The sequence below is a fragment of the Bacillus sp. TSO22 genome, assembly GCF_020223595.1.
Classification (GTDB): domain Bacteria; phylum Bacillota; class Bacilli; order Bacillales; family Bacillaceae; genus Bacillus; species Bacillus inaquosorum.
The window spans coordinates 98,714-123,756 of sequence record NZ_JAHAWO010000011.1 but is presented as its reverse complement, the minus strand read 5'-3'; the positions used below and the strand labels follow the sequence as shown (position 1 = coordinate 123,756).

At 43.2% G+C, this 25,043-nt stretch carries 20 protein-coding genes; 11 read left to right on the top strand and 9 right to left on the bottom strand.

What is annotated here, in order from left to right; all coding sequences use genetic code 11:
* Positions 1–50: 50 nt before the first annotated feature.
* Positions 51–1,064, bottom strand: a complete 1,014-nt coding sequence (locus KHQ79_RS12940) for a quercetin 2,3-dioxygenase (protein WP_003236427.1) — start codon at positions 1,062–1,064, stop codon at positions 51–53.
* Between the two features lie 92 nt (positions 1,065–1,156).
* Positions 1,157–1,732, bottom strand: coding sequence for a transcriptional regulator YxaF (yxaF, locus tag KHQ79_RS12935; RefSeq protein ID WP_003236428.1), 576 nt, complete (start codon positions 1,730–1,732; stop codon positions 1,157–1,159).
* Between the two features lie 129 nt (positions 1,733–1,861).
* Here yxaF and KHQ79_RS12930 point away from each other — a divergent pair, with 129 nt between their 5' ends.
* Positions 1,862–2,935, top strand: coding sequence for an SDR family oxidoreductase (locus KHQ79_RS12930; protein ID WP_225515465.1), 1,074 nt, complete (start codon positions 1,862–1,864; stop codon positions 2,933–2,935).
* 48 nt (positions 2,936–2,983) lie between these two features.
* Here the strand turns inward: KHQ79_RS12930 and KHQ79_RS12925 are convergent, their stop codons facing one another.
* A complete protein-coding gene (locus KHQ79_RS12925) occupies positions 2,984–3,415 on the bottom strand; it encodes a MarR family transcriptional regulator (RefSeq protein ID WP_003236430.1) in 432 nt (143 codons plus the stop codon).
* A gap of 223 nt (positions 3,416–3,638) precedes the next feature.
* Here KHQ79_RS12925 and KHQ79_RS12920 point away from each other — a divergent pair, with 223 nt between their 5' ends.
* Both KHQ79_RS12920 and KHQ79_RS12915 read left to right on the top strand, forming a co-directional pair.
* Positions 3,639–4,043 (top strand): CidA/LrgA family holin-like protein, encoded by a 405-nt coding sequence (locus KHQ79_RS12920; protein WP_003236431.1) that lies wholly within the window; start codon positions 3,639–3,641, stop codon positions 4,041–4,043.
* A complete protein-coding gene (locus KHQ79_RS12915) occupies positions 4,013–4,705 on the top strand; it encodes an LrgB family protein (RefSeq protein WP_003236432.1) in 693 nt (230 codons plus the stop codon). The genes KHQ79_RS12920 and KHQ79_RS12915 overlap by 31 nt, the downstream gene beginning before the upstream one ends.
* 41 nt (positions 4,706–4,746) lie before the next feature.
* Here the strand turns inward: KHQ79_RS12915 and KHQ79_RS12910 are convergent, their stop codons facing one another.
* Entirely contained in the window at positions 4,747–5,778 is a 1,032-nt protein-coding gene (locus tag KHQ79_RS12910; RefSeq protein WP_019259976.1) for a polysaccharide pyruvyl transferase family protein, read from the bottom strand.
* Positions 5,779–5,871: 93 nt separating this feature from the next.
* The gene (locus KHQ79_RS12905; RefSeq protein ID WP_225515463.1) at positions 5,872–7,020 is read right to left on the bottom strand and encodes a glycerate kinase; all 1,149 of its coding nucleotides are present in this window, start codon (positions 7,018–7,020) and stop codon (positions 5,872–5,874) included.
* 196 nt (positions 7,021–7,216) lie between these two features.
* Between KHQ79_RS12905 and gntR the strand changes: the two genes are divergently transcribed.
* The 6 genes from gntR to ahpF all read left to right on the top strand — a co-directional run bounded on the left by gntR (position 7,217) and on the right by ahpF (position 14,881).
* Positions 7,217–7,948 carry a gluconate operon transcriptional repressor GntR gene (gene gntR / locus KHQ79_RS12900; RefSeq protein WP_060399914.1) on the top strand — a complete coding sequence of 244 codons (732 nt, stop codon included), beginning with the start codon at positions 7,217–7,219 and terminating at the stop codon, positions 7,946–7,948.
* Complete coding sequence (gene gntK, locus KHQ79_RS12895) at positions 7,941–9,482, top strand: gluconokinase (RefSeq protein ID WP_148982269.1); 1,542 nt, start codon at positions 7,941–7,943, stop codon at positions 9,480–9,482. The genes gntR and gntK overlap by 8 nt, the downstream gene beginning before the upstream one ends.
* Positions 9,483–9,510: 28 nt before the next feature.
* Entirely contained in the window at positions 9,511–10,857 is a 1,347-nt protein-coding gene (gntP, locus tag KHQ79_RS12890) for a gluconate permease GntP (protein ID WP_003236443.1), read from the top strand.
* Between the two features lie 23 nt (positions 10,858–10,880).
* Positions 10,881–12,287 (top strand): decarboxylating NADP(+)-dependent phosphogluconate dehydrogenase, encoded by a 1,407-nt coding sequence (gene gnd / locus KHQ79_RS12885; protein WP_100275219.1) that lies wholly within the window; start codon positions 10,881–10,883, stop codon positions 12,285–12,287.
* A 487-nt stretch (positions 12,288–12,774) separates the two neighbouring features.
* Complete coding sequence (gene ahpC / locus KHQ79_RS12880) at positions 12,775–13,338, top strand: alkyl hydroperoxide reductase subunit C (RefSeq protein WP_003236447.1); 564 nt, start codon at positions 12,775–12,777, stop codon at positions 13,336–13,338.
* 13 nt (positions 13,339–13,351) lie between these two features.
* Positions 13,352–14,881, top strand: a complete 1,530-nt coding sequence (ahpF, locus tag KHQ79_RS12875; RefSeq protein ID WP_003236449.1) for an alkyl hydroperoxide reductase subunit F — start codon at positions 13,352–13,354, stop codon at positions 14,879–14,881.
* Between the two features lie 108 nt (positions 14,882–14,989).
* Here the strand turns inward: ahpF and bglA are convergent, their stop codons facing one another.
* Positions 14,990–16,429 carry a 6-phospho-beta-glucosidase BglA gene (gene bglA, locus KHQ79_RS12870; RefSeq protein ID WP_225515461.1) on the bottom strand — a complete coding sequence of 480 codons (1,440 nt, stop codon included), beginning with the start codon at positions 16,427–16,429 and terminating at the stop codon, positions 14,990–14,992.
* A 13-nt stretch (positions 16,430–16,442) separates the two neighbouring features.
* Positions 16,443–18,311, bottom strand: coding sequence for a beta-glucoside-specific PTS transporter subunit IIABC (locus KHQ79_RS12865; RefSeq protein WP_225515459.1), 1,869 nt, complete (start codon positions 18,309–18,311; stop codon positions 16,443–16,445).
* A 157-nt stretch (positions 18,312–18,468) separates the two neighbouring features.
* On the opposite strand from KHQ79_RS12865, the gene KHQ79_RS12860 reads away from it, so the two are divergent.
* Together KHQ79_RS12860 and fbp are read left to right on the top strand one after the other, a co-directional pair.
* Entirely contained in the window at positions 18,469–19,179 is a 711-nt protein-coding gene (locus tag KHQ79_RS12860) for a GntR family transcriptional regulator (RefSeq protein WP_225515457.1), read from the top strand.
* A 298-nt stretch (positions 19,180–19,477) separates the two neighbouring features.
* Positions 19,478–21,403, top strand: coding sequence for a fructose-1,6-bisphosphatase (fbp, locus tag KHQ79_RS12855; RefSeq protein WP_225515455.1), 1,926 nt, complete (start codon positions 19,478–19,480; stop codon positions 21,401–21,403).
* A 421-nt stretch (positions 21,404–21,824) separates the two neighbouring features.
* On the opposite strand, the gene KHQ79_RS12850 is transcribed toward fbp, so the two are convergent.
* Together KHQ79_RS12850 and KHQ79_RS12845 are read right to left on the bottom strand one after the other, a co-directional pair.
* Entirely contained in the window at positions 21,825–22,745 is a 921-nt protein-coding gene (locus KHQ79_RS12850; protein ID WP_225515453.1) for a response regulator, read from the bottom strand.
* Complete coding sequence (locus tag KHQ79_RS12845) at positions 22,735–25,041, bottom strand: ATP-binding protein (protein WP_225515451.1); 2,307 nt, start codon at positions 25,039–25,041, stop codon at positions 22,735–22,737. The genes KHQ79_RS12850 and KHQ79_RS12845 overlap by 11 nt, the downstream gene beginning before the upstream one ends.
* Positions 25,042–25,043 lie beyond the last annotated feature (2 nt).

Sequence of the window (25,043 nt, the reverse complement as noted above, 5' to 3'; positions counted from 1 at the left end):
CATCGATTTAGGTGTCAGGCAGGCATGGGAACCTTACAATCTTGTCATTTTTATGGTTTCATTACCTTTAAATCTAATGCTTCGATATTCTGCAGGACGCGATCAAAGCGCAGAGCCTGAGGCTCACTTGGGAAGATGTGGCCTTCATACGGCTCACCTAACGTCCGGAAAAACGGTTCAAATAAGCCTGGAACCAGTACGCCCACCATCTTTGTATAATGAGAATCCAGACGATAGGAGTGAACGGTGTGCGCAGGGACATGCAGAAAATCTCCCGGGTTCAGCTGAATTTCCTGGCCATCCGCCCACATCGTCATCTGCCCTTCAAGGCAATAAAATGTTTCGGTATGGTGTTCATGGTAGTGATCAACGATCCGATCACCTTTAGGGCCTTCCGATGATACGACGATAAATTGGCCGTCTGTATTTTTTTGTGCAGCCACAATGCGGTGAAGCTGATCCCCCGTCAACAGACGGTCGCCTTCCCCAGACTCAAGCACGTATGGAACGGCTCTATCCGGAAGCTCTGTAAGTTCCGCTAATGTTGCCGCACCTGCTGGCTTTTCATCATCCAGAAAGGCAATGTCCGCCACAGCGGCCGCTTCTGCAAATCGCTCGTTTGACACTTCTTCGATTGCGTGCGGCGGATGTTCAGCGTGATCATATGGATTCCCAATAACGGAATACATGTGCGCCACATTTCCCTTCATCGTATACGACACCAGTCGTGTTCTGTGGCTCTGCATCCGGTAGCTGTGCGGTGTTCCGGCCGGAATGTTCGCATAATCGCCTGATACTAATAAATAATGTTCTCCATCAAGTGTCAGCTCAAGCTTACCGTCCAAAACGAGAATCCCTTCATGTGTGTCCTTGTGGACGTGAAACGGAAAGGCATCTCCTTTTCCCCCGGAAAGCAGCACGATCTCAAACAGATCGCCTGTGCTCTTCGCATTCGCCATTACCGTGGCGACCTGTCTGCCGAACAAATAGCGCTCACCTTCTCCGCTGCGGAGCAAATAAGGCATTTTTTCTTTAGGTAATGAGTTTTCACATAATGTTTTCATATATCGTTTCCTCCAATTTAGACCAGTCTATATAATATAGTTTATCTGACTAGACCGTTCTATATAATTGTAGGAGAAAGGATAACAAAATGCTACCCTTTTTTTCTCACCAGCACTGGAATTTGCTCGGCAATGAGAAGAAGGGGCGTTTTGTCTTTATTCGTTAACGAAAGCATGATACCGCCCTCAATCATCGAATTGATCAGCATTCCAAGCTGATTTGCTTCTTCTTCTGCAAATCCGTTTTCCATTAATTTTTTCGCAAAAACCGCTTCCCAGCTTTTAAACACCTTCATGCAAACCGTCCGCAGCGGTTCACTGATTAACGCTGTCTCACTCGCCAGCAAACCGACTGGAATGCCTTGAATGCTTTCTGTATTGTCAAACTGGCTGGCTGTTTTTTTGATAAAATGCTGAATCGCTTCTGTTGGATCAGAGGATTCATCCATGCTTTGCTGTATCAGATGTTCAATCAATTTTCCGGTATATGTAACCGCTTCAATTGCTAATTCTTCTTTGCCATTCGGAAAAAAGTGATAAAGCGATCCCTTAGGAGCACCGCTTTCTTTCACAATCTGGTTCAAACCTGTCGCGTGATATCCTTGCAGCTGGAACAGACGTGACGCCGTGTGAAGGATTTTTTCACGTGAATCTCCTCTGCTAGTCATTAAAACATTCCCTCCTAGGTATGGTAGAGCGACTTATATAATATAAAAAAGAACCCTGTGATTGTCAAAAGGGCTAAGAACCTCCTGGATGGGGTAAAGGTACAAAAACGCGTTCAGGAGGGATTCTTAATGGCAAACGATGATGCAGTCACAAATACAGAACAGCTTGAACAACAGAACCCCGGCATGAAAACGAAGCTCAAACTGAAACAAATTAAGGATCAAGTGATTGTCATTACCGGCGCTTCAAGCGGAATCGGTCTTGTCACTGCGAGAATGGCAGCTAAAAAAGGGGCAAAGGTCGTGGCAGCAGCACGAAATGAAGACGCGCTGAAGGAGCTCGCTGATGAACTAAAGGAAAAAGGGCACGATGCCATATGGGTGAAAGCGGATACCGGAAAAGAAGAAGACGTCAACCGCATCGCAGAAACCGCGATCAGCACATTCGGCCGCTTTGACACATGGGTCAACAATGCCGCCGTCTCGATTTTCGGACACGCCATGGACGTCACCGTCGACGACATGAAGCGAATGTTCGACACAAACTTCTGGGGACCTGTCTACGGAACAAGAGCAGCCGTCAAACACTACACCAGCAGAGGCGTGCCGGGTGCCCTCATCAATGTAGGAAGCCTGTTCGGCGACAGGGGCACGGTCATTCAATCCGCATATGCGTCAGCCAAATTTGCGCTTCACGGATGGACGGAAAGCATCCGAATGGAGCTCGAAAAAGAACAGGCACCCGTCTCGGTTACGCTCATTCATCCGGGCAGAATTGACACGCCTTACAACGAACACGCGCGCAGCTACCTCGACAAACAGCCGGCTCATTACCGCTCTATGATCTACCCGCCGGAAGCGGCCGCCGAAGCCATCCTGTTTGCCGCCGAACACCCGAAGCGTGACATGTACATCGGCTCACAGGCAAAAGCCATCGCCATGCTGGGTGCTCTTTTCCCCCGGCTGACCGACAGACTGATGGAAAAAATTATGTACTGCAGCCAGCATGCCGAAAGACCGTCGAACCCCCGAGAAAAAAGTGCGCTTTATGAAGCGGGCTACGGCCTGCATGACAGAGGCACAAATAAAGGATGGATGCGGTCAAGAAGCTACTACACGAAAGCCACGAAGCGCCCGATTGTATCGGCGGCTGTTCTTGCCGGGCTTGCTTGTGCATGGGCTGCCGTCAAACGAAGCAGATAAACCTGAATGGCATAAAAAACCCATGCGAACACATGGGTTTTTTGGCTATTAATCGATAAAGGCCTTGTTCATACGCTGCAGAAGTTCGCCAAACATTTCTTTTTCATTTGTTGACCACTCTTTCAGCATCTGTTCATAACGTTCAAGGCGCTTTTGCTTATCGGCTTTTAATGCTTGTTTGCCAAGCTTTGTAATAGTAAACAGACTGACTCTGCCATCGGAAGGGTCTGAGAAACGATAGATGAGCTCCTTCGCCTCTAATGCAGCTGCTTGTCTTGAAAGAGTAGAGATATCTAATTTAAACGAATCGGCCAGCTCCTTTACGCGGGCAGGCCCAAATTCATCCAATTGTCTTAACAATAAGTAGGATGATCTCTCCAAATTCCCTGTTCTTTTCTCTGATTGATCCAGATAAACAGCTCTCCTGATAAAAGTCGTCAGCTCATATTCAATTAATTCAACTGGATTTTGTTTTTGCAATCGCTCTCGCTCCCCATTCCAATCTCCGACATTGACAACACCACATATACTTGTATAATACAAATGTATATTAACTGCATTAATACAAGTTATATAACTAAATCATTTTTATACTTGTATAGTACAATCATACAAAAAGAAAGTAAAGTGATTCCTCAGAACAATCGTCAAAGCAAGTCACCAGAAAGGAGGAGGCTGTTCTAATTGGAGAGCAGCACTCGATGTGAAAGTCATACGAATTATTTTGCAAGTGTTGATTTTATATGTATTTTTTATGATTGGGGAAGCCCTTCAGCATCTGTTTCATTTACCAGTGTCAGGAAGCATAGTCGGACTGGTATTGCTGCTGATCTGTTTAGGTCTCCGTATTGTTCCGGTCTCCATTATTGAAGACGGAGCAGGTTTTTTATTGTCCTTTCTTCCATTGTTGTTCATCCCGGCAATGACAGGAGTGATGAAATACCCGTCTCTCATTTCATTAAATGGTTTGATGCTGCTGATTACAGTCGTTCTGAGCACCATCGTCACGATCATTGCGGCTGGATTCGTCAGCCAGCTATTAGAGAAAAAAGCAAAAAAGCGTGAGGAGAAAGAGAAATGCAGCAAGCATGTATCGCAATCATTATAATTCTTTTAACAGTTGCCGCTTATTTAGCGATGGTCAAACTCTATAAGCGATTCCCGTTACCATTTCTTATCCCTGTTCTGACAACGACAATATTGATTGTCGCGGTTTTGGTGTTGTTCCATGTTTCGTATGAAGGCTATATGATCGGGGGAAAATGGATCAATTCTTTGCTTGGGCCGGCTGTTGTGGCACTGGCCTATCCGCTTTATAAACAATGGCATATCATTGTAAAACATTGTGTTCCCATTATAGGCGGCGTGCTGGTCGGATTATGCATGGGAATGATCAGCGGGCTGATCTTCGCAGAAGCATTCGGGATTCATCATGATCTCTTATTATCCATTCTGCCAAAGTCGATCACAACCCCTGTCGCTATTCAGATCGCCGCCGGTCTTGGCGGTGTTCCTTCCATGACAGTCGTCTTTGTGATGATTGCGGGCTTTTCAGGCGTCATCCTCGGGCCGATGGTCTTAAAATGGCTCCGCATACGCAGCTCACTTGGCCAAGGCATCGCATTAGGCAGCGCCTCCCATGCACTGGGCACCTCAAAAGCATTTGAATATGGGGAACTTGCCGTATCCATGAGTTCAGTCTCCATGACGCTTTGTGCGGTGCTTGGCTCATTCTTTGGGCCGCTCGTCGTCTGGCTGTTTCATATTTAACAAAGAAAGACTGCCTACAGGAGGGCAGTCTTTCTTTATCTTCACGATGCAAAAAAATCAACCAACGGCTGAAAATCCTTAGACAAATCAACTTCATTCGGCTCTACTTGAAGCAGGCGGTCGATCATGCGCTCCAGTTCCTCAACATCATTCTTGTCCGTATATTCAATGAAGTTTAAGCTTTCAAGCCAATCCCGGTACGAATGTTTGGCTTTGCCGTAGCTGTTTCCAAAGACGAGGCAAGGTGTTTTGGTGATAATCGAGAAAATCATCGCGTGAAGGCGGTCGGTAATCACCAATTTACTGGAACCGATGCGGTCAAGCATCTCCATAAAATGCTTTTCACGATCAGCGTAATCAATGGTGTCGACCGTATCCAGCACCGTATCGGTACGCTCCGCATAGGTTGTTTTTTCTGCCCATTTCATCATCTGTGAAATAAAGTCTTCGTCTGTCACTTTCTCCTTATCCGCTCTTAAAATAAAGAGAACGCCGTCCCGCTCGAGCTCTTTCGGCACAATATCCAAGGAGAGCACCATATCCGGTGTAAAGATCACATTGGAATCGAATGTCTCTTTTACAACATCCAACGTCTGCGTCTCACGCGCTGCAATCGTTAAGTTAGGATTTTGATGGTACGCATCCTGTGTTTTTTTCTTTTCTTTATTTCCTTCCTCTGTATCTTCAAAATACACAGATTGCGGCAGAGAAATCGATTTGTAGTCCTTAAACGCCGAAAAGACCTTTCTTCTGTCTTCCTCAATATCGAGATAAAGGTTTCCTAAATTCCCTCCGCCGGTAAAGCAGACAATATCGTCTTCACGGATGATCTCCTTCACCAGTTCAATGCCCTCATCCGTCGCATAATCCATAATCTCAATGTATTCATAATACGGAAAACGGTTTTTTATAAATTTCTCTTCCGCATACGCAATCGCTTGGTCGCCAATGTTTGTGTAACTCGGAGAACCAAACAAAAATACTTTTCGTTTATCATTTAACAGAGCTTCTGGTTCAACGTTTGGCGCAATGCCTTTTACGAGTTTTTTGCCTTTGATTTCTTGTACAGTCATGTCTGCGTCCTCCTTCTGGGATGAATGCTTCATTGTGTAGTTAACTGTCTTTACCCCAAAGGGAGGATGGCTATGCATTGGCGTGTGCGCCGGCTATATCAGAAATATCGTTTTCGCCAATTTGATGGATGCTGCAATGTCTCGAGCCGTTCTTTCCATATATTCCGCAGCATGCTCAAACGCGTCTTCAAGAGGAACAGCTCCGGGAACGATGCTGAAAAGCGCGTCGATTCCGTGTTTGTAGACAACATCACTATCTCGTGACACTGAACCTGCAATGCCAATGACGGGCACATCATATGATTTAGCTGCTTTGGCCACGCCGATCGGCGTTTTTCCATAGATGGTTTGGCTGTCAATCCGTCCCTCACCGGTAATCACAAGATCTGCATCCTGAACTTCATTTTCAAAATCAACCGCTTCAAGGACAATATCAATGCCTCTTTTCAGATCAGCATGAAGAAAAGCCAGCAGGCTCCACCCAAGACCGCCTGCTGCGCCGGCGCCCTCTGTTTCTCTGTAGGTTGTTCCGAGCGCTTTTTCTGCCACATCCGCAAAATGGGTCAGGTGCTGATCCAGTACACGCACCATGTCGTCTGTCGCGCCTTTTTGCGGCCCGAAAACAGCTGAAGCTCCTCTTGCCCCTGTTAACGGATTGTCCACGTCGCAGGCGACTTCGATTTTGACAGTCCGCAATCTGGAATCAAGCCTGCTTACATCTATGGATGCGAGCTGAGATAACGCGCCGCCCCCGGGCCCGATCTCACGGCCTGAGTCATCAAGAAGCCTTCCGCCCAATGCTTGAATCATCCCGGCTCCTCCGTCATTCGTGGCGCTTCCGCCGATCCCGATGATCAAACGCTCTGCGCCCGCATCAATTGCCGCTGCGATTAATTCTCCCGTTCCCCTTGTTGTAGTGATGAGCGGATTGCGCTTTTCAACAGGCACGAGATGAAGCCCTGAGGCGGCAGCCATTTCAATCACAGCTGTTGTCCCATCTCCCATCATGCCAAAAAACGCTTTCACAGGCTCCCCCAGCGGCCCCGTGACAACCTGCTCTTTGATCCATCCGTTTGTAGCATCAACCAGTGACTGAACGGTACCCTCACCGCCATCCGCCATCGGCAGTTTTCTGTAATCGGCACCAGGAAAAACCGATTTGAAACCTCTTTCTATCGCGTCAGCGGCCTCCAGAGCTGATAAACTTTCCTTAAAAGAATCAGGTGCAATGATGATTTTCATCCAAATCGCCTCTTTCAAAACATGATTCACTTACGCTATCTATCTCCAATGTACCATATCCTGTTTAGAAATAAATACCATTCTATCTGGGAAAAATTTTATTAAAAATTAGAAATGAAAGTGTTTGCATAAATGAAATATTCACGTTATCATACTTGTATACAAGTATACTCCTTTAGTGAGGAAGGTGAGTTGTATGCTAGACTCCAAGGACCTGTTGTATCCTGCAAAATGGCTCTCAAAAGCGTCAACTGGTGTTCGTGTCGCATGCGAGCTGAGAATGCGGATCATTTCAGGCATGATTGAAAGCGGTACCATTTTATCAGAAAATACGATCGCCGCCGAGTTTTCAGTAAGCCGCTCGCCGGTTCGCGAAGCGTTAAAAATACTCGCATCCGAAAAAATCATCCGCTTAGAACGAATGGGAGCGGTTGTGATTGGGTTAACTGAAAAGGAAGTCGCGGAAATTTATGATGTGCGATTACTATTAGAAACATTTGTCTTTGAACGGCTTGTCAAAATAGACATTGAGCCTTTAGTTAAAGATCTCAGCAAAATACTTGAAATGATGAAAGTCTCCATCAAATACGAGGATGCTGACGAATTTTCATTTCAAGACGTGCTGTTCCATGAAACGATTGTCCGCGCCATTGATCATTCATACATTCAGATGATCTGGCACAATCTAAAACCCGTCATGGAAAGCTTTATTCTGTTGTCCATGCGGGTACGGTTAAAGGAAAAATATGAAGATTTCACAAGGATTTTAGATAACCATGAGCTTTATATTCAGGCCATTAAAGCAAAGGACAGGGCGCTGATGATTCAGTCTCTTCACCAAAACTTTGATGATGTGCAAGAAAAGGTAGAAGACCTGTGGCTCTCACAACAAATGCTGGCAAAAGGAGCTGAATACAACAATGACTAGTTATATGTTAGGAATCGATATCGGCACGACAAGCACAAAAGCTGTATTGTTCAGTGAAAATGGAGACGTGGTACAGAAAGAAAGCATCGGCTACCCGCTCTATACACCGGACATCTCTACGGCTGAACAGAACCCGGAAGAGATTTTTCAGGCAGTCATCCACACAACAGCGAGAATTACAAAACAGCATCCAGACAAACAGATCTCATTCATTTCATTCAGCAGCGCCATGCACAGCGTCATCGCAATCGATGAACATGATCAGCCGCTGACGCCTTGCATCACGTGGGCCGACAACCGGAGCGAAGGCTGGGCACATAAGATTAAAGAGGAATTGAACGGGCATGAGGTGTACAAACGGACAGGGACACCGATCCATCCGATGTCACCGTTAAGCAAAATTGCCTGGATCACAAATGAACGAAAAGAAATCGCTTCCAAAGCCAAAAAATATATCGGTATCAAAGAGTACATTTTTAAACAGCTGTTCAATGAGTATGTCATCGATTACTCCTTGGCCTCAGCGACAGGCATGATGAATCTGAAAAGCTTGGATTGGGACGAAGAAGCACTGCGCATCGCAGGCATCACGCCTGATCACTTATCAAAACTTGTGCCGACGACTCAAATCTTTCAGCACTGCAGCCCGGAGTTAGCGATCCAGATGGGCATCGATCCGGAAACACCTTTTGTCATCGGCGCCAGCGACGGCGTGCTGTCCAATCTCGGCGTCAACGCCATTAAAAAGGGCGAAATCGCCGTCACCATCGGAACAAGCGGTGCTATCCGGACAATTATTGACCAGCCGCAAACCGATGAAAAGGGACGGATTTTCTGCTACGCCTTGACGGACAAGCATTGGGTCATCGGCGGGCCGGTGAACAATGGGGGCATCGTCCTTCGCTGGATCAGAGACGAGTTTGCCTCTTCCGAAATCGAGACAGCAACACGGCTGGGCATTGATCCATATGATGTGCTGACGAAGATTGCCGAACGCGTCAGACCAGGTTCTGACGGTCTGCTGTTCCACCCGTACCTCGCCGGAGAACGCGCTCCGTTGTGGAATCCGGATGTGCGCGGCTCATTTTTCGGACTGACCATGTCGCATAAGAAAGAGCATATGATACGCGCGGCATTGGAGGGCGTCATTTACAACCTGTATACGGTATTCCTGGCGTTAACGGAATGCATGGACAGCCCGGTAACCCGGATTCAGGCAACAGGAGGATTTGCAAGGTCGGAGGTTTGGCGCCAAATGATGTCGGATATCTTCGAATCAGAGGTTGTCGTTCCGGAAAGCTACGAAAGCTCATGTCTCGGCGCCTGCATTTTAGGCCTGTATGCAACAGGAAAAATCAATTCATTCGACGCCGTATCCGACATGGTCGGCAGCACATACAGACATACGCCGATCGAAGACTCAGCCAAAGAATACAGAACATTAATGCCGATTTTCATCAATCTATCAAGATCATTAGAAAATCAATATACACAAATTGCAAATTATCAGAGGGGCTTAATCACACACAACTAGTACATGACATGAAGGGGAGGGTATTACCATGCCGTTAATCATCGTTGCACTTGGGATCTTAGCATTACTGCTATTGATTATGGGCTTAAAATTAAACACATTTATTTCTTTACTGGTCGTATCGTTCGGCGTGGCATTGGCACTCGGGATGCCGTTCGATAAAGTTGTCAGCTCCATTGAAGAAGGAATAGGGGGAACTCTTGGCCACATCGCACTCATCTTCGGACTCGGTGCGATGCTGGGCAAGCTGATCGCCGATTCAGGAGGCGCCCAGCGCATTGCGATGACACTCGTCAACAAATTCGGCGAGAAAAACATTCAATGGGCCGTTGTCATTGCCTCATTCATTATCGGTATTGCGTTATTTTTTGAAGTAGGATTGGTTCTATTAATTCCAATTGTATTTGCGATTTCAAGAGAATTGAAGATTTCTATTTTATATCTCGGGATTCCGATGGTCGCAGCGCTATCCGTCACGCACGGTTTCCTGCCTCCACATCCGGGGCCTACCGCGATTGCCGGTGAGTACGGCGCCAACATTGGGGAAGTGCTGCTGTACGGCTTTATCGTCGCTGTTCCGACAGTGCTCATCGCAGGGCCTTTGTTTACAAAGCTCGCGAAAAAAATCGTTCCTGCATCATTTTCGAAAAACGGCAATATTGCATCACTCGGCACGCAAAAAACGTTCAAGCTTGAGGAAACACCCGGCTTCGGAATCAGTGTCTTTACTGCAATGCTTCCGATTATCATCATGTCGGTCGCAACCATTATCGACCTGCTTCAAGAAACAATCGGATTTGCGGATAACGGAGTTTTAGCTCTTATCCGATTGATTGGAAACGCATCGACTGCTATGATTATTTCGTTATTGGTCGCAGTCTATACAATGGGCATCAAACGCAACATTCCAGTCAAAACCGTGATGGACTCTTGTTCAACAGCCATTTCACAAATCGGCATGATGCTTCTGATCATCGGGGGAGGCGGCGCCTTCAAACAAGTGCTGATCAACGGCGGTGTCGGTGATTACGTGGCAGACTTATTCAAAGGAACGGCATTATCGCCAATCATCCTTGCATGGCTCATCGCGGCGATCCTGCGCATTTCTCTAGGGTCAGCCACTGTTGCCGCGCTAAGCACAACAGGGCTGGTCATTCCATTGCTGGGACATTCTGATGTCAACCTGGCATTAGTCGTGCTCGCAACAGGCGCCGGAAGCGTCATCGCTTCGCACGTCAATGACGCCGGCTTCTGGATGTTCAAGGAATACTTCGGATTAAGCATGAAAGAAACATTTGCCACATGGACCTTGCTGGAAACAATTATCTCCGTTGCTGGACTGGGATTCATATTATTGTTAAGTTTAGTTGTATGAAATTGATGAAGGAGCTGTAACACATGTTCAATACGATTGGTGTCATAGGCTTAGGCGTAATGGGAAGCAATATCGCCTTAAACATGGCAAACAAAGGTGAAAACGTCGCAGTCTATAATTACACCAGAGATTTAACGGACCAGCTTGTCCAAAAGCTGGATGGACAATCTCTCAGCCCGTACTACGAGCTTCAGGATTTTGTTCAATCGTTAGAGAAACCAAGAAAAATCTTTCTGATGGTCACAGCGGGTAAACCCGTAGATTCCGTCATCCAATCATTAATGCCTTTGCTTGAAGAAGGCGACGTCATCATGGACGGGGGCAACTCCCACTATGAAGACACAGAAAGAAGATATGACGAGCTGAAGGAAAAGGGCATCGGCTACCTGGGAGTCGGCATTTCCGGCGGCGAAGTCGGCGCATTAACAGGGCCTTCCATCATGCCGGGCGGAGATCGCGAAGTCTATGAGAAAGCCGCTCCTATCCTGACGAAAATCGCAGCTCAAGTCGGAGATGACCCGTGCTGTGTCTATATCGGACCAAAAGGGGCAGGGCACTTTACAAAAATGGTGCACAACGGCATTGAGTATGCCGACATGCAGCTGATTGCAGAAGCGTATACGTTTCTGAGAGAAACGCTGCGTCTGCCGCTCGATGAAATTGCATCTATTTTTGAAACATGGAATCAAGGTGAGCTGAAAAGCTATTTAATAGAGATTACAGCTGAGATTTTACGCAAAAAAGACGAACAAACAGGACAGCCTCTGATCGATGTCATCCTTGATAAAACCGGCCAAAAAGGCACCGGAAAATGGACGAGCATGCAGGCAATTGATAACGGCATCCCGTCCACCATCATCACAGAGTCCTTGTTCGCCCGCTACTTGTCATCCTTAAAAGAAGAACGGATGGCAGCTCAAGACGTGTTAGCAGGCCCAGAAGCCGAAGAAAAACACTTTGATAAAGACACTTGGATTGAATACGTCAGACAGGCTCTTTACATGGGGAAAGTATGCGCCTACGCACAAGGCTTTGCCCAATACAAAATGTCATCTGAGCTTTACGGATGGAACCTGCCGCTCAAAGACATCGCGTTGATTTTCCGAGGCGGCTGCATCATCCGCGCTGATTTCCTAAACGTGATCAGCGAAGCATTCAGCGAGCAGCCAAACCTGTCAAACCTGCTGATCGCGCCTTATTTCTCAGATAAGCTCCAAGCCTATCAAACAGGCCTGCGCAAAGTCGTTTGCGAGGGTATCAGCACTGGAATCTCGTTCCCATGCTTAACAACAGCCCTCTCTTATTATGACGGCTACCGCACGGGACGTTCCAATGCGAACCTCTTGCAGGCGCAGCGCGATTACTTCGGCGCCCATACGTACGAACGGACAGATATGGACGGCGTTTTTCACACGAATTGGTCTGAATAACAGTCATAAAAAACACGGTCAGTTTCAACTGAGCCGTGTTTTTTTCATCTATGATTTCTTCTATCTTAAATAACAGGAGACATAAGTTATGTTTTAAATATCATAAACAGTGATACAATAATAGCTAGAAACAATCCCCAAGATCATCATGTGACAGCATGCTTGCTGTTCCGTTCTATTCTGCTTTTGGTAATTGTCCTTTGCCGCTTGCCCATGGTGTCATTAAATGTTCAAATGCCTAAAACGGATTGCATTCTGATTTACAAAAGTCCCTGAAAACCTTGTCTAATTGAGAATCAATCCATATCAATAATCTCATCTGTTATAAAAGAAATACCTAAATCCTACCTATCACACCTTAAATAAGATGAAAAAAAGTAGGTTATGGCTTGACAAAAAATATATATTAATTAATAATTCATATATAATTAGAATTATTATTGAAAGCGCAAATGCTTTCTAATACATTTTAGGAGGAATATACATTATGTCTTTAATCGGTAAAGAAGTACTTCCATTCGAAGCAAAAGCATTCAAAAACGGTGAATTCATCGATGTAACAAACGAATCTCTGAAAGGCCAATGGAGCGTATTCTGCTTCTACCCAGCAGATTTCTCTTTCGTATGCCCAACTGAGCTTGAAGATCTTCAAAACCAATACGCTGCACTTAAAGAATTAGGTGTTGAAGTATACTCTATCTCTACAGATACTCACTTCGTACACAAAGGCTGGCATGACAGCTCTGAAAAAATCGGCAAAATCACTTACGCAATGATCGGTGACCCATCTCAAACGATCTCTCGCAACTTCGATGTTCTTGACGAAGAAACTGGTCTTGCTGACCGCGGAACATTCATCATCGACCCAGATGGCGTCATCCAAACTGTAGAAATCAATGCAGGCGGTATCGGCCGTGACGCAAGCAACCTGATCAGCAAAGTAAAAGCAGCACAATACGTTCGTCAAAACCCAGGTGAAGTTTGCCCGGCTAAATGGGAAGAAGGCGGCGAAACTCTTACACCTAGCCTTGATCTAGTAGGTAAAATCTAAGGAGTGCATTCCATTGGTACTTGATGCAAATATCAAAGCACAATTAAATCAATACATGCAGCTAATTGAGAATGACATTGTTCTCAAAGTTAGCGCAGGCGAAGATGACACTTCAAAGGACATGCTGGCTCTTGTTGATGAGCTGGCTTCCATGTCATCTAAAATTTCAGTTGAAAAAGCTGAGTTAAACAGAACGCCAAGCTTCAGTGTCAATCGTGTCGGAGAAGACACTGGCGTTACATTCGCCGGTATCCCTCTGGGCCATGAATTTACATCCTTAGTTTTGGCGCTGCTCCAAGTGAGCGGCAGACCGCCTAAGGTAGACCAAAAAGTCATTGATCAGGTGAAGAAGATCAGCGGTGAATACCACTTTGAATCTTATATCAGCCTGACATGCCACAACTGCCCTGACGTTGTACAAGCTTTAAACATGATGAGCGTGCTGAACCCGAACATTACGCACACAATGATCGACGGTGCGGCATACAAATCAGAAGTTGAAAGCAAAAACATCATGGCAGTGCCGACCGTTTACCTGAATGGTGAATCCTTCGGAAGCGGCCGTATGACGCTTGAAGAAATTCTTGCGAAAATGGGCAGCGGCGCAGATGCATCTGAGTTTGCTGACAAAGAGCCGTTTGACGTTCTTGTTGTCGGAGGCGGACCTGCTGGTGCAAGTGCAGCGATCTACACTGCGCGTAAAGGCATCCGCACTGGTGTTGTCGCTGAACGCTTCGGCGGACAGGTTCTCGACACAATGAGCATCGAAAACTTCATCAGCGTCAAAGCGACTGAAGGTCCGAAACTTGCTGCAAGTCTTGAAGAGCACGTGAAGGAATATGATATTGATATCATGAACCTTCAGCGCGCAAAACGCCTCGAGAAGAAAGAGCTGTTCGAACTTGAACTTGAAAACGGCGCTGTCCTGAAAAGTAAAACAGTGATCCTTTCAACAGGTGCCCGCTGGCGCAATGTCAACGTACCTGGTGAACAAGAGTTCAAAAACAAAGGTGTCGCATACTGCCCGCACTGTGATGGGCCATTGTTTGAAGGCAAAGACGTAGCGGTTATCGGCGGCGGAAACTCTGGTATCGAAGCAGCGATTGATCTCGCAGGCATCGTTAAACACGTTACTGTGCTTGAGTTCGCGCCGGATCTGAAAGCAGACGAAGTGCTGCAAAAACGGCTTTACAGCCTGCCTAACGTCACTGTCGTGAAAAACGCACAAACGAAAGAAATCACAGGCGATCAGAGCGTAAACGGCATCACATACGTAGACCGCGAAACAGGCGAAGAAAAACACGTTGAACTCCAAGGTGTATTCGTCCAAATCGGTCTCGTGCCAAACACAGAATGGTTAGACGGAACGGTTGAACGCAACCGCATCGGCGAAATCATCGTCGACAAACACGGCGCGACAAGCGTCCCAGGCTTATTCGCTGCGGGTGACTGTACAGACAGTGCATACAACCAAATCATTATTTCGATGGGATCAGGCGCAACTGCCGCTCTCGGCGCGTTTGATTACCTTATCCGTAACTAATACAAGAAAGCCGCAATATTGCCAGATTGGCAGCATCGCGGCTTTCTTTTTAATAGAAAAAACCCGAACCAAGCACTTCAGTAAAAGTGCTCGATTCGGGCCAGCTGCTTATAATTCCTCACCATTCGTTTGAATGACGTTTTTATACCACTCAAATGAATCTTTCTTATACCGCTTCATGGATCCGTTTCCTTCATTGTCACGATCAACATAGATCATGCCGTAGCGTTTTTTCATTTCGCCTGTTGTAAAGGAGACGATATCAATAATCCCCCACGGCGTGTAGCCGATTAAATCAACACCGTCGTAAGTGACCGCTTTTTCCAATGCTTCAATATGTGATCTCAAATATTGAATCCGTTCCGGATCATGGATCTTGCCGTCTTCCTCCAACGTATCCACTGCGCCAAAGCCGTTTTCCACGATGAATAACGGGATTTGGTACCGGTCATAAAACCGGTTTAACGTATATCTCAGCCCAGTTGGATCAATCGCCCATCCCCAGTCACTAGAGGTGATATACGGATTTTCGACACTATTCGGCAATCCGCCGTTGACGATATCGCCCGTATTATCATTTTCCACATCACTTTTCACGGTTGTTGACATGTAATAGCTGAAGCCTAAGTAATCGACGGTACCCTTTCTTAAAATCTCATCATCACCGTCTTCGAATGTGATGTTGTAGCCTTCTCGTTCAAATTCCTTCAACGCGTAGCTTGGATAGTAACCTCGAACCTGTACATCCGGGAAGAAATAACGCTGTCTCATTTCTTCTTCTGCCAGCATTACATCTTCAGGATTGGAGGAGAAAGGATAAATCGGCACGTGTGACACCATGGCCCCAATTTGAAAGTCTGGATTGATGTCTTTTCCTTTTGCCACCGCTAATGCGCTCGCCACTAATTCATGGTGCGCCGTTTGATACATCACTTCCTTGGCGTTTTCGTTTTCGCCGACCGTAACACCTGAATTCGTCCATAGGAACAGCGGGTTGTTCACATCCATTTGGTTATTGATCTCATTAAATGTCATCCAGTACTTCACTTTATCTTTGTAACGGTTGAAGCAAGCCTCAGCGAAATTGACGAAGAAATCCACGACTTTCCGGTTTCTGAATCCGCCATATTCCCTTGCCAGGTGCAGCGGCATTTCAAAGTGAGACAGTGTAATCACCGGCTCGATCCCATGCTTCAGCAATTCATCAAACACATCATCATAGAACTGCAAGCCCGCTTCGTTCGGTTCAGACTCATCGCCTTTTGGAAAAATCCGGCTCCAGCCGATGGACGTCCGCAAGCATTTTAATCCCATTTCCGCAAACAAAGCGATATCTTCCTTGTATCTGTGATAAAAATCAATGGCTTCATGGTTCGGATAAAATTCGTTCTCTTCAATAGTATCCGTGATTTTTCTCGGAACGCCGTGTGCACCCGCTGTCATCACATCGACAACACTTGGCCCTTTACCACCTTGATTCCATCCGCCTTCAAATTGGTGGGCAGCTAATGCGCCGCCCCATAAAAAATCCTTCGGCATGTTTCCCATGTTTTATTCCTCCTCAGCTTACGACTGTAAATAATTTTTGGTCTAACGTACTTTCTTCAAGATCCTCGATGAGAATTTCTTGATATGCATGTGAATTCGTGATGATGACTGGGGTAATCGTTGTTAATCCCTTCTCTTCAATGAAAACTTTATCAAATTCGGCAAGCACTTCGCCTTTTTTGACTGTATCGCCCTCCTTCACCTTCAAGGCAAAAGGAGTGCCGTCTAATGTCACCGTATCCAGTCCGATGTGAACAAGCAATTCGACACCAGATGCTGAACGCAGGCCGATCGCATGCTTCGTAGGCGCCACCATGACGACGGTTCCGTCAAACGGGGCATAGAGCTTGTTATCGGATGGCTCGATCGCCAAACCTTGTCCCATTGCGCCCGAACTGAATACTTCATCAGGCACCTTAGAAAGCGGGATGACCTTGCCGCTAAACGGAGCATATACTGATTCTTCATTCGCCTGTGCCGTTTGAACATGTTCCTTTTCCGGCTGTGCAGCAGTATCTTCTCCGTAGCCAAAGATCTGAATCAGCACAACAGGGAGAATCACCGCAATCGCAGCACCGATTAAAATGCCCCAGATGGATGTCGGGAATTGTTCATTGATGCCATTGACGACTGTCAGCGGCCCCGGAAGTCCCGCATAGGCAAAATAATACGGATTGAAAAAGCTTGCCACGACTGCCCCAACCGCACCGGAAATACAGCCAAAGATAAACGGCTTCTTAAATCTCAAGGTCACACCGTAGATCGCCGGCTCTGTAATACCAAATAGCCCCGTGATTCCAGCTGAAACGCTGACTTTTCTCGTTTCCTTGTTTCTCGCTTTCAGGATGACACCGAGTACAGCCCCAACCTGGGCGATGACCGCAATCGTTTGATATGCTTGGAATGAATCCCGACCGTATAAATCAAAGTTTGCCAATACCATCGGCGTGATGCCCCAATGTACACCGAAGATCACGATGACCTGCCAGAATGCGCCGATGATTGCTCCAGCCAAAGCCGGCACGTTTTCCGCCAAGAAGTTGTATCCGTTTGCAATCCCATTTGCGCCTAATGTTGTCACAGGGCCAATCAGAAGTATCGTTAACGGCACCATGATCACCATGCATAAAAACGGAACAAACAACGGTCTGACCACTTCGTTCATTCTCTTATTCAAGAATCGTTCTACATAAGACAAAATCCACACTAAAAATAACGGCGGTAGCACGGAAGACGTATATGTCGTTTCCGATAAAGCAATTCCTAAGAAAGAAATGCTTTTCCCATCTGCGATTTGAGCTGCCATCTCCGCCCATGTCGGACTGACTAACGCGGCACAGCACGCTACAGCGATATACGTGTTGGTTTTAAAATGCTTTGATGCCGTAATCGCGATAAAAATAGGCAAAAACGTAAACGGCGCCCAAGATATGAAACTGAAAACCTGATAAACTCCTGTTTTCTCAAAGCCATTAAACAATAAGTTAATCATAATGAGTGCACCTTGCAAAATACCAGCAGCGGCCAGAATGTATACAAACGGCGCAAACACAGCTGACATCGTCGCAATGATCCGATTCAATATCGTTCCTTTATTCTCACCCTGTTCGCCAGACAGATCGATATGGACCAGCTTTGAAAATTCCTCATACACTTCCCCTACGTGTTGTCCAATGACAACCTGGAATTGGCCGCTGTTCTCTACTACCGTAATGACGCCGGGCATCGACTTCACGATATCCTTCGCTTTGGGGTTAGACCGCTTCAGCACCAACCGAAGCCTCGTCGCGCAGCGAGAAGCTCCAATCACATTCTCTTCCCCGCCAACGGCCTCCAAAATGTCTTTCGCTAGTCTGCTATAATCTCTCACTTTACCCGACATTTTCACCCACCCCTTAGTTTTGGTTGCGCTTTCATTATAATTGTACCGGTATAATTTATCAATACCCAAACAAAATATTTTGACACTAACTATCATTGTAAGCGGTTTATGCTATAATTTTGGCAAGTGAAACTAAACGAATAAATGAGGAATGCGTATGTTAAAATACCAGCAAATTGCAGCGGAAATTGAAACATATATAGAAGAACACCAGCTCAAACAGGGAGACAAACTGCCAGTGCTAGAAACCCTCATGGCCCAGTTTGAAGTCAGCAAAAGCACAATCACAAAGTCCCTGGATCTATTAGAACAAAAAGGCGCGATCTTTCAGCTCAGAGGAAGCGGCATTTTCGTCAGAAAGCATAAACGAAAAGGCTACCTCAGCCTCCTGTCCAATCAGGGCTTTAAAAAAGACCTCGAGGATTTCAACGTCACCTCAAAGGTCATCGAACTGGACGTGAGAAAGCCAACACCGGAAGCGGCAGAAAACCTGAACATCGGAATTGACGAAGACATCTACTATGTCAAAAGGGTCCGCTACATCAACGGCCAAACCCTATGCTACGAAGAATCCTATTACAACAAATCCATCGTGACGTATTTAAACAACGAAATCGTCTCTCACTCGATCTTCCACTACATCCGGGAAGGACTGGGATTGAAGATTGGTTTTTCTGATTTGTTTCTTCACGTGGGTCAGCTGACTGAGGAGGAAGCGGAGTATTTGGAGTTGGAGGCTGGACTGCCGAAGCTGTATATAGAAAGTATTTTCCACCTGACGAATGGACAGCCGTTTGATTACTCGAAGATTTCTTATAATTATAAGCAGTCGCAGTTTGTGGTACAGGCTAATAGTTTTTTGTTGTGAAATAACGCTCAACCTGCAGAAAGTGAAAGAGACCAAGAACAATTTATTCTTGGTCTTTTTTCTGAATGTACACGAATCTATGACTTACCCGACATTCTTGCAGCCTTAGCTTTTCTGCTTTATCTATATCCTCGCTCATCTCAGCACCTCTTTCCTCGTTTTAATTGTCTCTAAAAGCAGTTATGCGTTACTATCATATAAAGGTCCAATGTTTAAAAATAATGTCATACTTTTAAATTCACCTTATCATGCAAATGCTCATAAATAGGGGTTTATTCTAAAAAGGGGATGAACGATTTTGGAAAGCAAGTACTTAGATCTACTCGCACAAAAATATGATTGTGAAGAAAAAGTAGTAACGGAAATCATTAATTTGAAAGCGATACTGAACCTGCCAAAAGGCACTGAGCATTTTGTCAGTGATTTGCACGGGGAATATCAGGCATTCCAGCACGTGCTGCGTAATGGTTCAGGACGAGTAAAAGAGAAAATACGCGACATTTTCAGCGGTGTCATTTACGATAGAGAAATTGATGAATTAGCGGCATTGGTCTATTATCCGGAAGACAAACTGAAGTTAATCAAACATGACTTTGATGCGAAAGAAGCATTAAACGAGTGGTATAAAGAAACGATTAACCGAATGATTAAGCTCGTTTCTTATTGCTCCTCCAAGTATACCCGCTCCAAACTGCGCAAAGCACTGCCTGCTCAGTTCGCTTATATTACGGAGGAGCTGCTATACAAAACTGAAGAAGGTGCCAACAAGGAGCAATATTACTCCGAAATCATAGATCAGATCATTGCGCTTGGCCAAGCTGATAAGCTGATCACCGGTCTTGCTTACAGCGTTCAGCGTTTGGTGGTCGACCATCTGCATGTGGTCGGCGATATTTACGACCGCGGCCCGCAGCCGGATAGGATTATGGAAGAACTGATCAACTATCATTCTGTCGATATTCAGTGGGGAAATCACGATGTCCTTTGGATCGGCGCCTATTCCGGTTCCAAAGTGTGCCTAGCCAATATAATCCGCATCTGTGCCCGCTATGACAACCTGGATATTATTGAAGACGTGTACGGCATCAACCTTAGACCGCTATTGAACCTGGCCGAAAAATACTACGACGATAATCCAGCGTTCCGTCCAAAAGCAGACGAAAACAGACCGGAGGATGAGATTAAGCAAATCACAAAAATCCATCAAGCGATCGCCATGATCCAATTCAAGCTTGAGAGCCCGATTATCAAGAGACGACCGAACTTTAATATGGAGGAACGGCTGTTATTAGAGAAAATAGATTACGACAAAAACGAAATCACGCTGCACGGAAAAACATATCAACTAGAAAACACCTGCTATGCGACAATCAATCCGGAGCAGCCAGATCAGCTATTAGAAGAAGAAGCAGAAGTCATAGACAAGCTGCTATTCTCTGTCCAGCATTCCGAAAAGCTGGGCCGCCATATGAATTTTATGATGAAAAAAGGCAGCCTTTATTTAAAATACAACGGCAACCTGTTGATACACGGCTGTATTCCTGTCGACGAAAACGGCAATATGGAAACGATGATGATTGAGGATAAACCGTATGCAGGCCGTGAACTGCTCGATGTATTTGAACGGTTCTTACGGGAAGCGTTTGCCCACCCGGAAGAAACCGATGATCTGGCAACAGATATGGCCTGGTATTTATGGACAGGCGAGTACTCCTCCCTCTTCGGAAAACGCGCCATGACAACATTTGAGCGGTATTTCATCAAAGAAAAGGAAACACATAAAGAGAAGAAAAACCCGTATTACTATTTACGTGAAGACGAGGCAACCTGCCGAAACATCCTGGCAGAATTCGGCCTCAATCCAGATCATGGCCATATCATCAACGGCCATACACCCGTAAAAGAAATCGAAGGAGAAGACCCAATCAAAGCAAACGGAAAAATGATCGTCATCGACGGCGGCTTCTCCAAAGCCTACCAATCCACAACAGGCATCGCCGGCTACACGCTGCTATACAACTCCTACGGCATGCAGCTCGTCGCCCATAAACACTTCAACTCCAAGGCAGAAGTCCTAAGCACCGGAACCGACGTCTTAACCGTGAAACGATTAGTGGACAAAGAGCTTGAGCGGAAGAAAGTGAAGGAAACGAATGTCGGTGAGGAATTGCTGCAGGAAGTTGCGATTTTGGAGAGTTTGCGGGAGTATCGGTATATGAAGTGAGGGTATGGGGTTCAGGGATTATATTCTCTGGGCTCTTAAGTATTATAAAAAAGTTCAAGAAATTTTTTTTAAAATCCATAAAGATATCAAACTGCTCAATAAAAGTTAACCCAAAAAACCGTCCATGTCTGGGCGGTTTTTCTTACAACTATAAATTCTTCTGATTTTTTATTAATAATGCATATATTCATACTGAAAAGAATAATTTATATAACTAATAGGTTTGGCTATCGAGAAAAATGGGCACTCTTATATAATAAGGAGTGGAATATTAATGTTTAAAACAATAAGTTCAAAATGCCCAAATTGTTTTATTTCTAATTCGTTTAATATACCAGTTGACTTAAAAAAAATTAGCGATGTAGATGTACCTTGGTTTCAATGTTCATTTTGTTTCAAAAGAATTAACAAGAAACTTTGGTTATAAACTAGGTATTTTTCTTATAATATCATTTAAATTATCTGTATGCTTCCTTACATCTTTTCTCATTTTATTGCAAGATGCATCGTCAAATTTCACTTCTACGCCATTATGTGTACTAATAATTTTTTTCACACCATTATCATTTACAAGTTTCGCATGTGCAAGGTTATTTCTAACCTTTATAATTTCTTCATTATAATCGTTTAATATTTTTTTGTTATTACTAAACACGGGATCACCTTTTTTATTGTGAATAGCTTTTACAAGTCTATTTATAGTAGAAATTCTATCTGATGATTCTAGTCTTTCTATAAAATTTTTCATGTCACAAGTAATATCAACTTGCTCCATTTTCTCTAATCTCTCACGTCTGTTTTGAATAACTTTAGTTAAAAGTTCTTGTTTTTTATCAATAATCTCATTTTCATCAAAACTATTAATTAACGAGGTTATAATTTCAGTCATTTTCACATCCATCTCACTAGTTTCTGACATAAACAAACCCCTAATTGAATTTACTTCTTGCAATTTTCTTATTGTCAATGAAATTATTTGATTAATTTTATCTAAAAGATTTTCAATGCCTGCACAAAAAGAAGCTCTCTCTATTGATTCTTCTTTTATAATTCGATATATTTCATTTGGAATGCCTGAATAAAACAATACTTCTGTATAAATATGTCGCTTTCTCATTTCACTAACAATTTCATTACCATTTTCACTTTCAGTAAGGTTTATATCTGATAAAATTAAATCAAATTCTTCATTAAGTATATCCTCAATATTTTTACTATCTTCCTGAACAGTTACATCTAGAGTAAAACCTTTTTCATTAACAAACTTTTCTATTTCTGGCTTATTATCCTCTATAACGTCACTATTATCTTCAAACCACAATATTTTATATTCAAGAGCCATGACCTACCCCCAAGATGAATTCCACACCTTTAGCAACCTTATTATTTATCTTTAAGTAGCCTTTCATTTTTTTGATGATTTGATCAATATGATACAAACCTAAACCAGATCCGTTTGTAGTTGTAAAACCAAAATCCATGACCTTATCAACGTAATCATCAGGGATACCCTTTCCGTCATCTTTATAAACCAATTCAATTATATTATTAGATCCTTTTCTCCAATTCATTTCGACATTATGAGCGTTTGCTTTTAGAGAATTATTAAGTAAATTATCGATAATAATTATAATTTCCAATGGCCTAAACTTAGTTGTCAATTCAAGGTTATCCTGATTAACTATCTCAACAAATAATTTTTGATTGTTTATTTGTAAATGTTTATATTCCTTGTATACATTTTCAATATACTCGTTTATAAATTGTATTAAATCTACAGTAATAGCACTTGACGTTAAGTTAAAATTAGCTTTTGTAACAAATTTAGCAATGGTGGATATTTTATTATTCTCTAGACTTATAATTTCAATATACCTATTAATCTCTTCTTTAGAGGCATTCTGCTGAATAGCTTCTTTTAATTTGTCTATATTTCTACTTATCCTATTAGATCCATGATTAATATGATGTTGTAAACTAATTAATTCTTTTGTATCTGTTGAAGCAACAGATTTCAAAAATAAATTTTGACTAGTTGTATGTTCTAAGTTCTTTTTACTAATTTTTAGCTCTGCAATTGTCTTTTCCGTTTCTTCTTCTAATTCTTTCCTCTCAATTAACAACTCATCAAATCTTTTACTTACATTTTTAATATGTTTTTGGATTTCAGGATCATTTTCATTTTCTAAAGTTTTCCTTGCTAGTTCAGATATTTCTTTTGCTGCACTCTTTTCCTTACTTTTTTCAATCAATTCTAAAAAATCTTTATTATACTCTACACCTATAATATTATCATTAGAATTAGATAGTTTCTTTATATAATCAATAATTTCTTGTTGTACATCTTCTGGATTTAGAGCAGGTTGCTTCTCAGTGTCCTCATTTTTTATTTTAAAAGGTTCTCCCCATTTAATTATCTTTACAACATATCTCTCAAGTATTTTTAATGACTTTTCATAAAAAAGTTCAATTAATTCTTCATAACTATTATTTTTGATAAATCCACCGTCTCGACTTGTTGTTTCAATTAATTTATTTTTTTCACCTTGTATTTCAATTTTTCCTATCAATTCGCGTGTGCCTAAATACCTACTGTGACCTTGAATTTTTCTTCTGTCTAAATTTAAAGTATCTTCACCTTCTTCACCATAAGGATAAATTCTAAACCCATTCTTATACATAAAGACTGAACCGTAAGCTATAGAACTAATTCCCATTTGTCTCTTGAAATTTATCTTCGCTGATCTATTTAAGTAAAAAAGATTAATTTCTATATCAGATAATATATAAGGATTACTCTCTGTTATTTTATAAATATATTTACCTCTATCATAAAGAGTTGTTATTATTTTATCTCCATCTTCAGTAATTTTAGTAATAATCTGAGTGGTTTTGAGATTTAATTTTTCAAATATTGTATTTTCAATTTTACCGTTAACAATATCCCACTTGTGCTTTGCTCTTAAATCAGCTTCCTTCTCATCTTCAGCGATTATTTCGATTGAGAAATTACTATTGTCCTTATTAGGATTAATTAGTTTCTCTAAAGACTTCTTTAATTTTTTTATTTTATCTCTGTTCCACTTGTCCCTTAAACCACCTATTTCAAGTACAGTACCAGTTTTTAAATCGTATTTGGTGGATTCCAATATCTCATGATTTATACCTATCTCTACAAATTCGTCTTTTAAGTTCTTTTCAAATTCCGACCAATCAATATTTATTGATTCAATAACTGCATTAGGTTCATCTTTTATAGTTAATAAATTTAATGTGCTTCCTAATCTATCACAAGAAAATCTTCCAACACCTTTAGCACCTGCAAAAAATCGTTTCGGTTGAATTTTATCTCGGTAATCTTGTATATCCTTATCCTCTGTACCATCTTTCTTAGCAGAATATGCAACAAATAACCATTTATTTTTAATATCAGTTATATTCATTCCTTTACCATTATCTTCTATAATAATTTTTGGGTTAGAACTATAAATATTTTCAAAAATAACTTTTACATCTTTAGCATGTGCATCGAAGGAATTTTTAACCAGCTCAAAAATAGCAATATATTCATCTGTTATTAGTTCTTTACCAATTAAATCCTTTAATCCTGCACTTACTTTGAAGGTTAATTTATCCATAA

Excerpts from the sequence above, each read along its gene's own strand:
- KHQ79_RS12940 (WP_003236427.1), bottom strand. The coding sequence starts at position 1,064 with ATGAAAACATTATGTGAAAACTCATTACCTAAAGAAAAAATGCCTTAT.
- yxaF (WP_003236428.1), bottom strand. The coding sequence starts at position 1,732 with ATGACTAGCAGAGGAGATTCACGTGAAAAAATCCTTCACACGGCGTCA.
- KHQ79_RS12930 (WP_225515465.1), top strand. The coding sequence starts at position 1,862 with ATGGCAAACGATGATGCAGTCACAAATACAGAACAGCTTGAACAACAG.
- KHQ79_RS12915 (WP_003236432.1), top strand. The coding sequence starts at position 4,013 with ATGCAGCAAGCATGTATCGCAATCATTATAATTCTTTTAACAGTTGCC.
- KHQ79_RS12910 (WP_019259976.1), bottom strand. The coding sequence starts at position 5,778 with ATGACTGTACAAGAAATCAAAGGCAAAAAACTCGTAAAAGGCATTGCG.
- KHQ79_RS12905 (WP_225515463.1), bottom strand. The coding sequence starts at position 7,020 with ATGAAAATCATCATTGCACCTGATTCTTTTAAGGAAAGTTTATCAGCT.
- gntR (WP_060399914.1), top strand. The coding sequence starts at position 7,217 with ATGCTAGACTCCAAGGACCTGTTGTATCCTGCAAAATGGCTCTCAAAA.
- gntK (WP_148982269.1), top strand. The coding sequence starts at position 7,941 with ATGACTAGTTATATGTTAGGAATCGATATCGGCACGACAAGCACAAAA.
- gntP (WP_003236443.1), top strand. The coding sequence starts at position 9,511 with ATGCCGTTAATCATCGTTGCACTTGGGATCTTAGCATTACTGCTATTG.
- gnd (WP_100275219.1), top strand. The coding sequence starts at position 10,881 with ATGTTCAATACGATTGGTGTCATAGGCTTAGGCGTAATGGGAAGCAAT.
- ahpC (WP_003236447.1), top strand. The coding sequence starts at position 12,775 with ATGTCTTTAATCGGTAAAGAAGTACTTCCATTCGAAGCAAAAGCATTC.
- bglA (WP_225515461.1), bottom strand. The coding sequence starts at position 16,429 with ATGGGAAACATGCCGAAGGATTTTTTATGGGGCGGCGCATTAGCTGCC.
- KHQ79_RS12865 (WP_225515459.1), bottom strand. The coding sequence starts at position 18,311 with ATGTCGGGTAAAGTGAGAGATTATAGCAGACTAGCGAAAGACATTTTG.
- KHQ79_RS12860 (WP_225515457.1), top strand. The coding sequence starts at position 18,469 with ATGTTAAAATACCAGCAAATTGCAGCGGAAATTGAAACATATATAGAA.
- KHQ79_RS12850 (WP_225515453.1), bottom strand. The coding sequence starts at position 22,745 with ATGGCTCTTGAATATAAAATATTGTGGTTTGAAGATAATAGTGACGTT.
- KHQ79_RS12845 (WP_225515451.1), bottom strand. The coding sequence starts at position 25,041 with ATGGATAAATTAACCTTCAAAGTAAGTGCAGGATTAAAGGATTTAATT.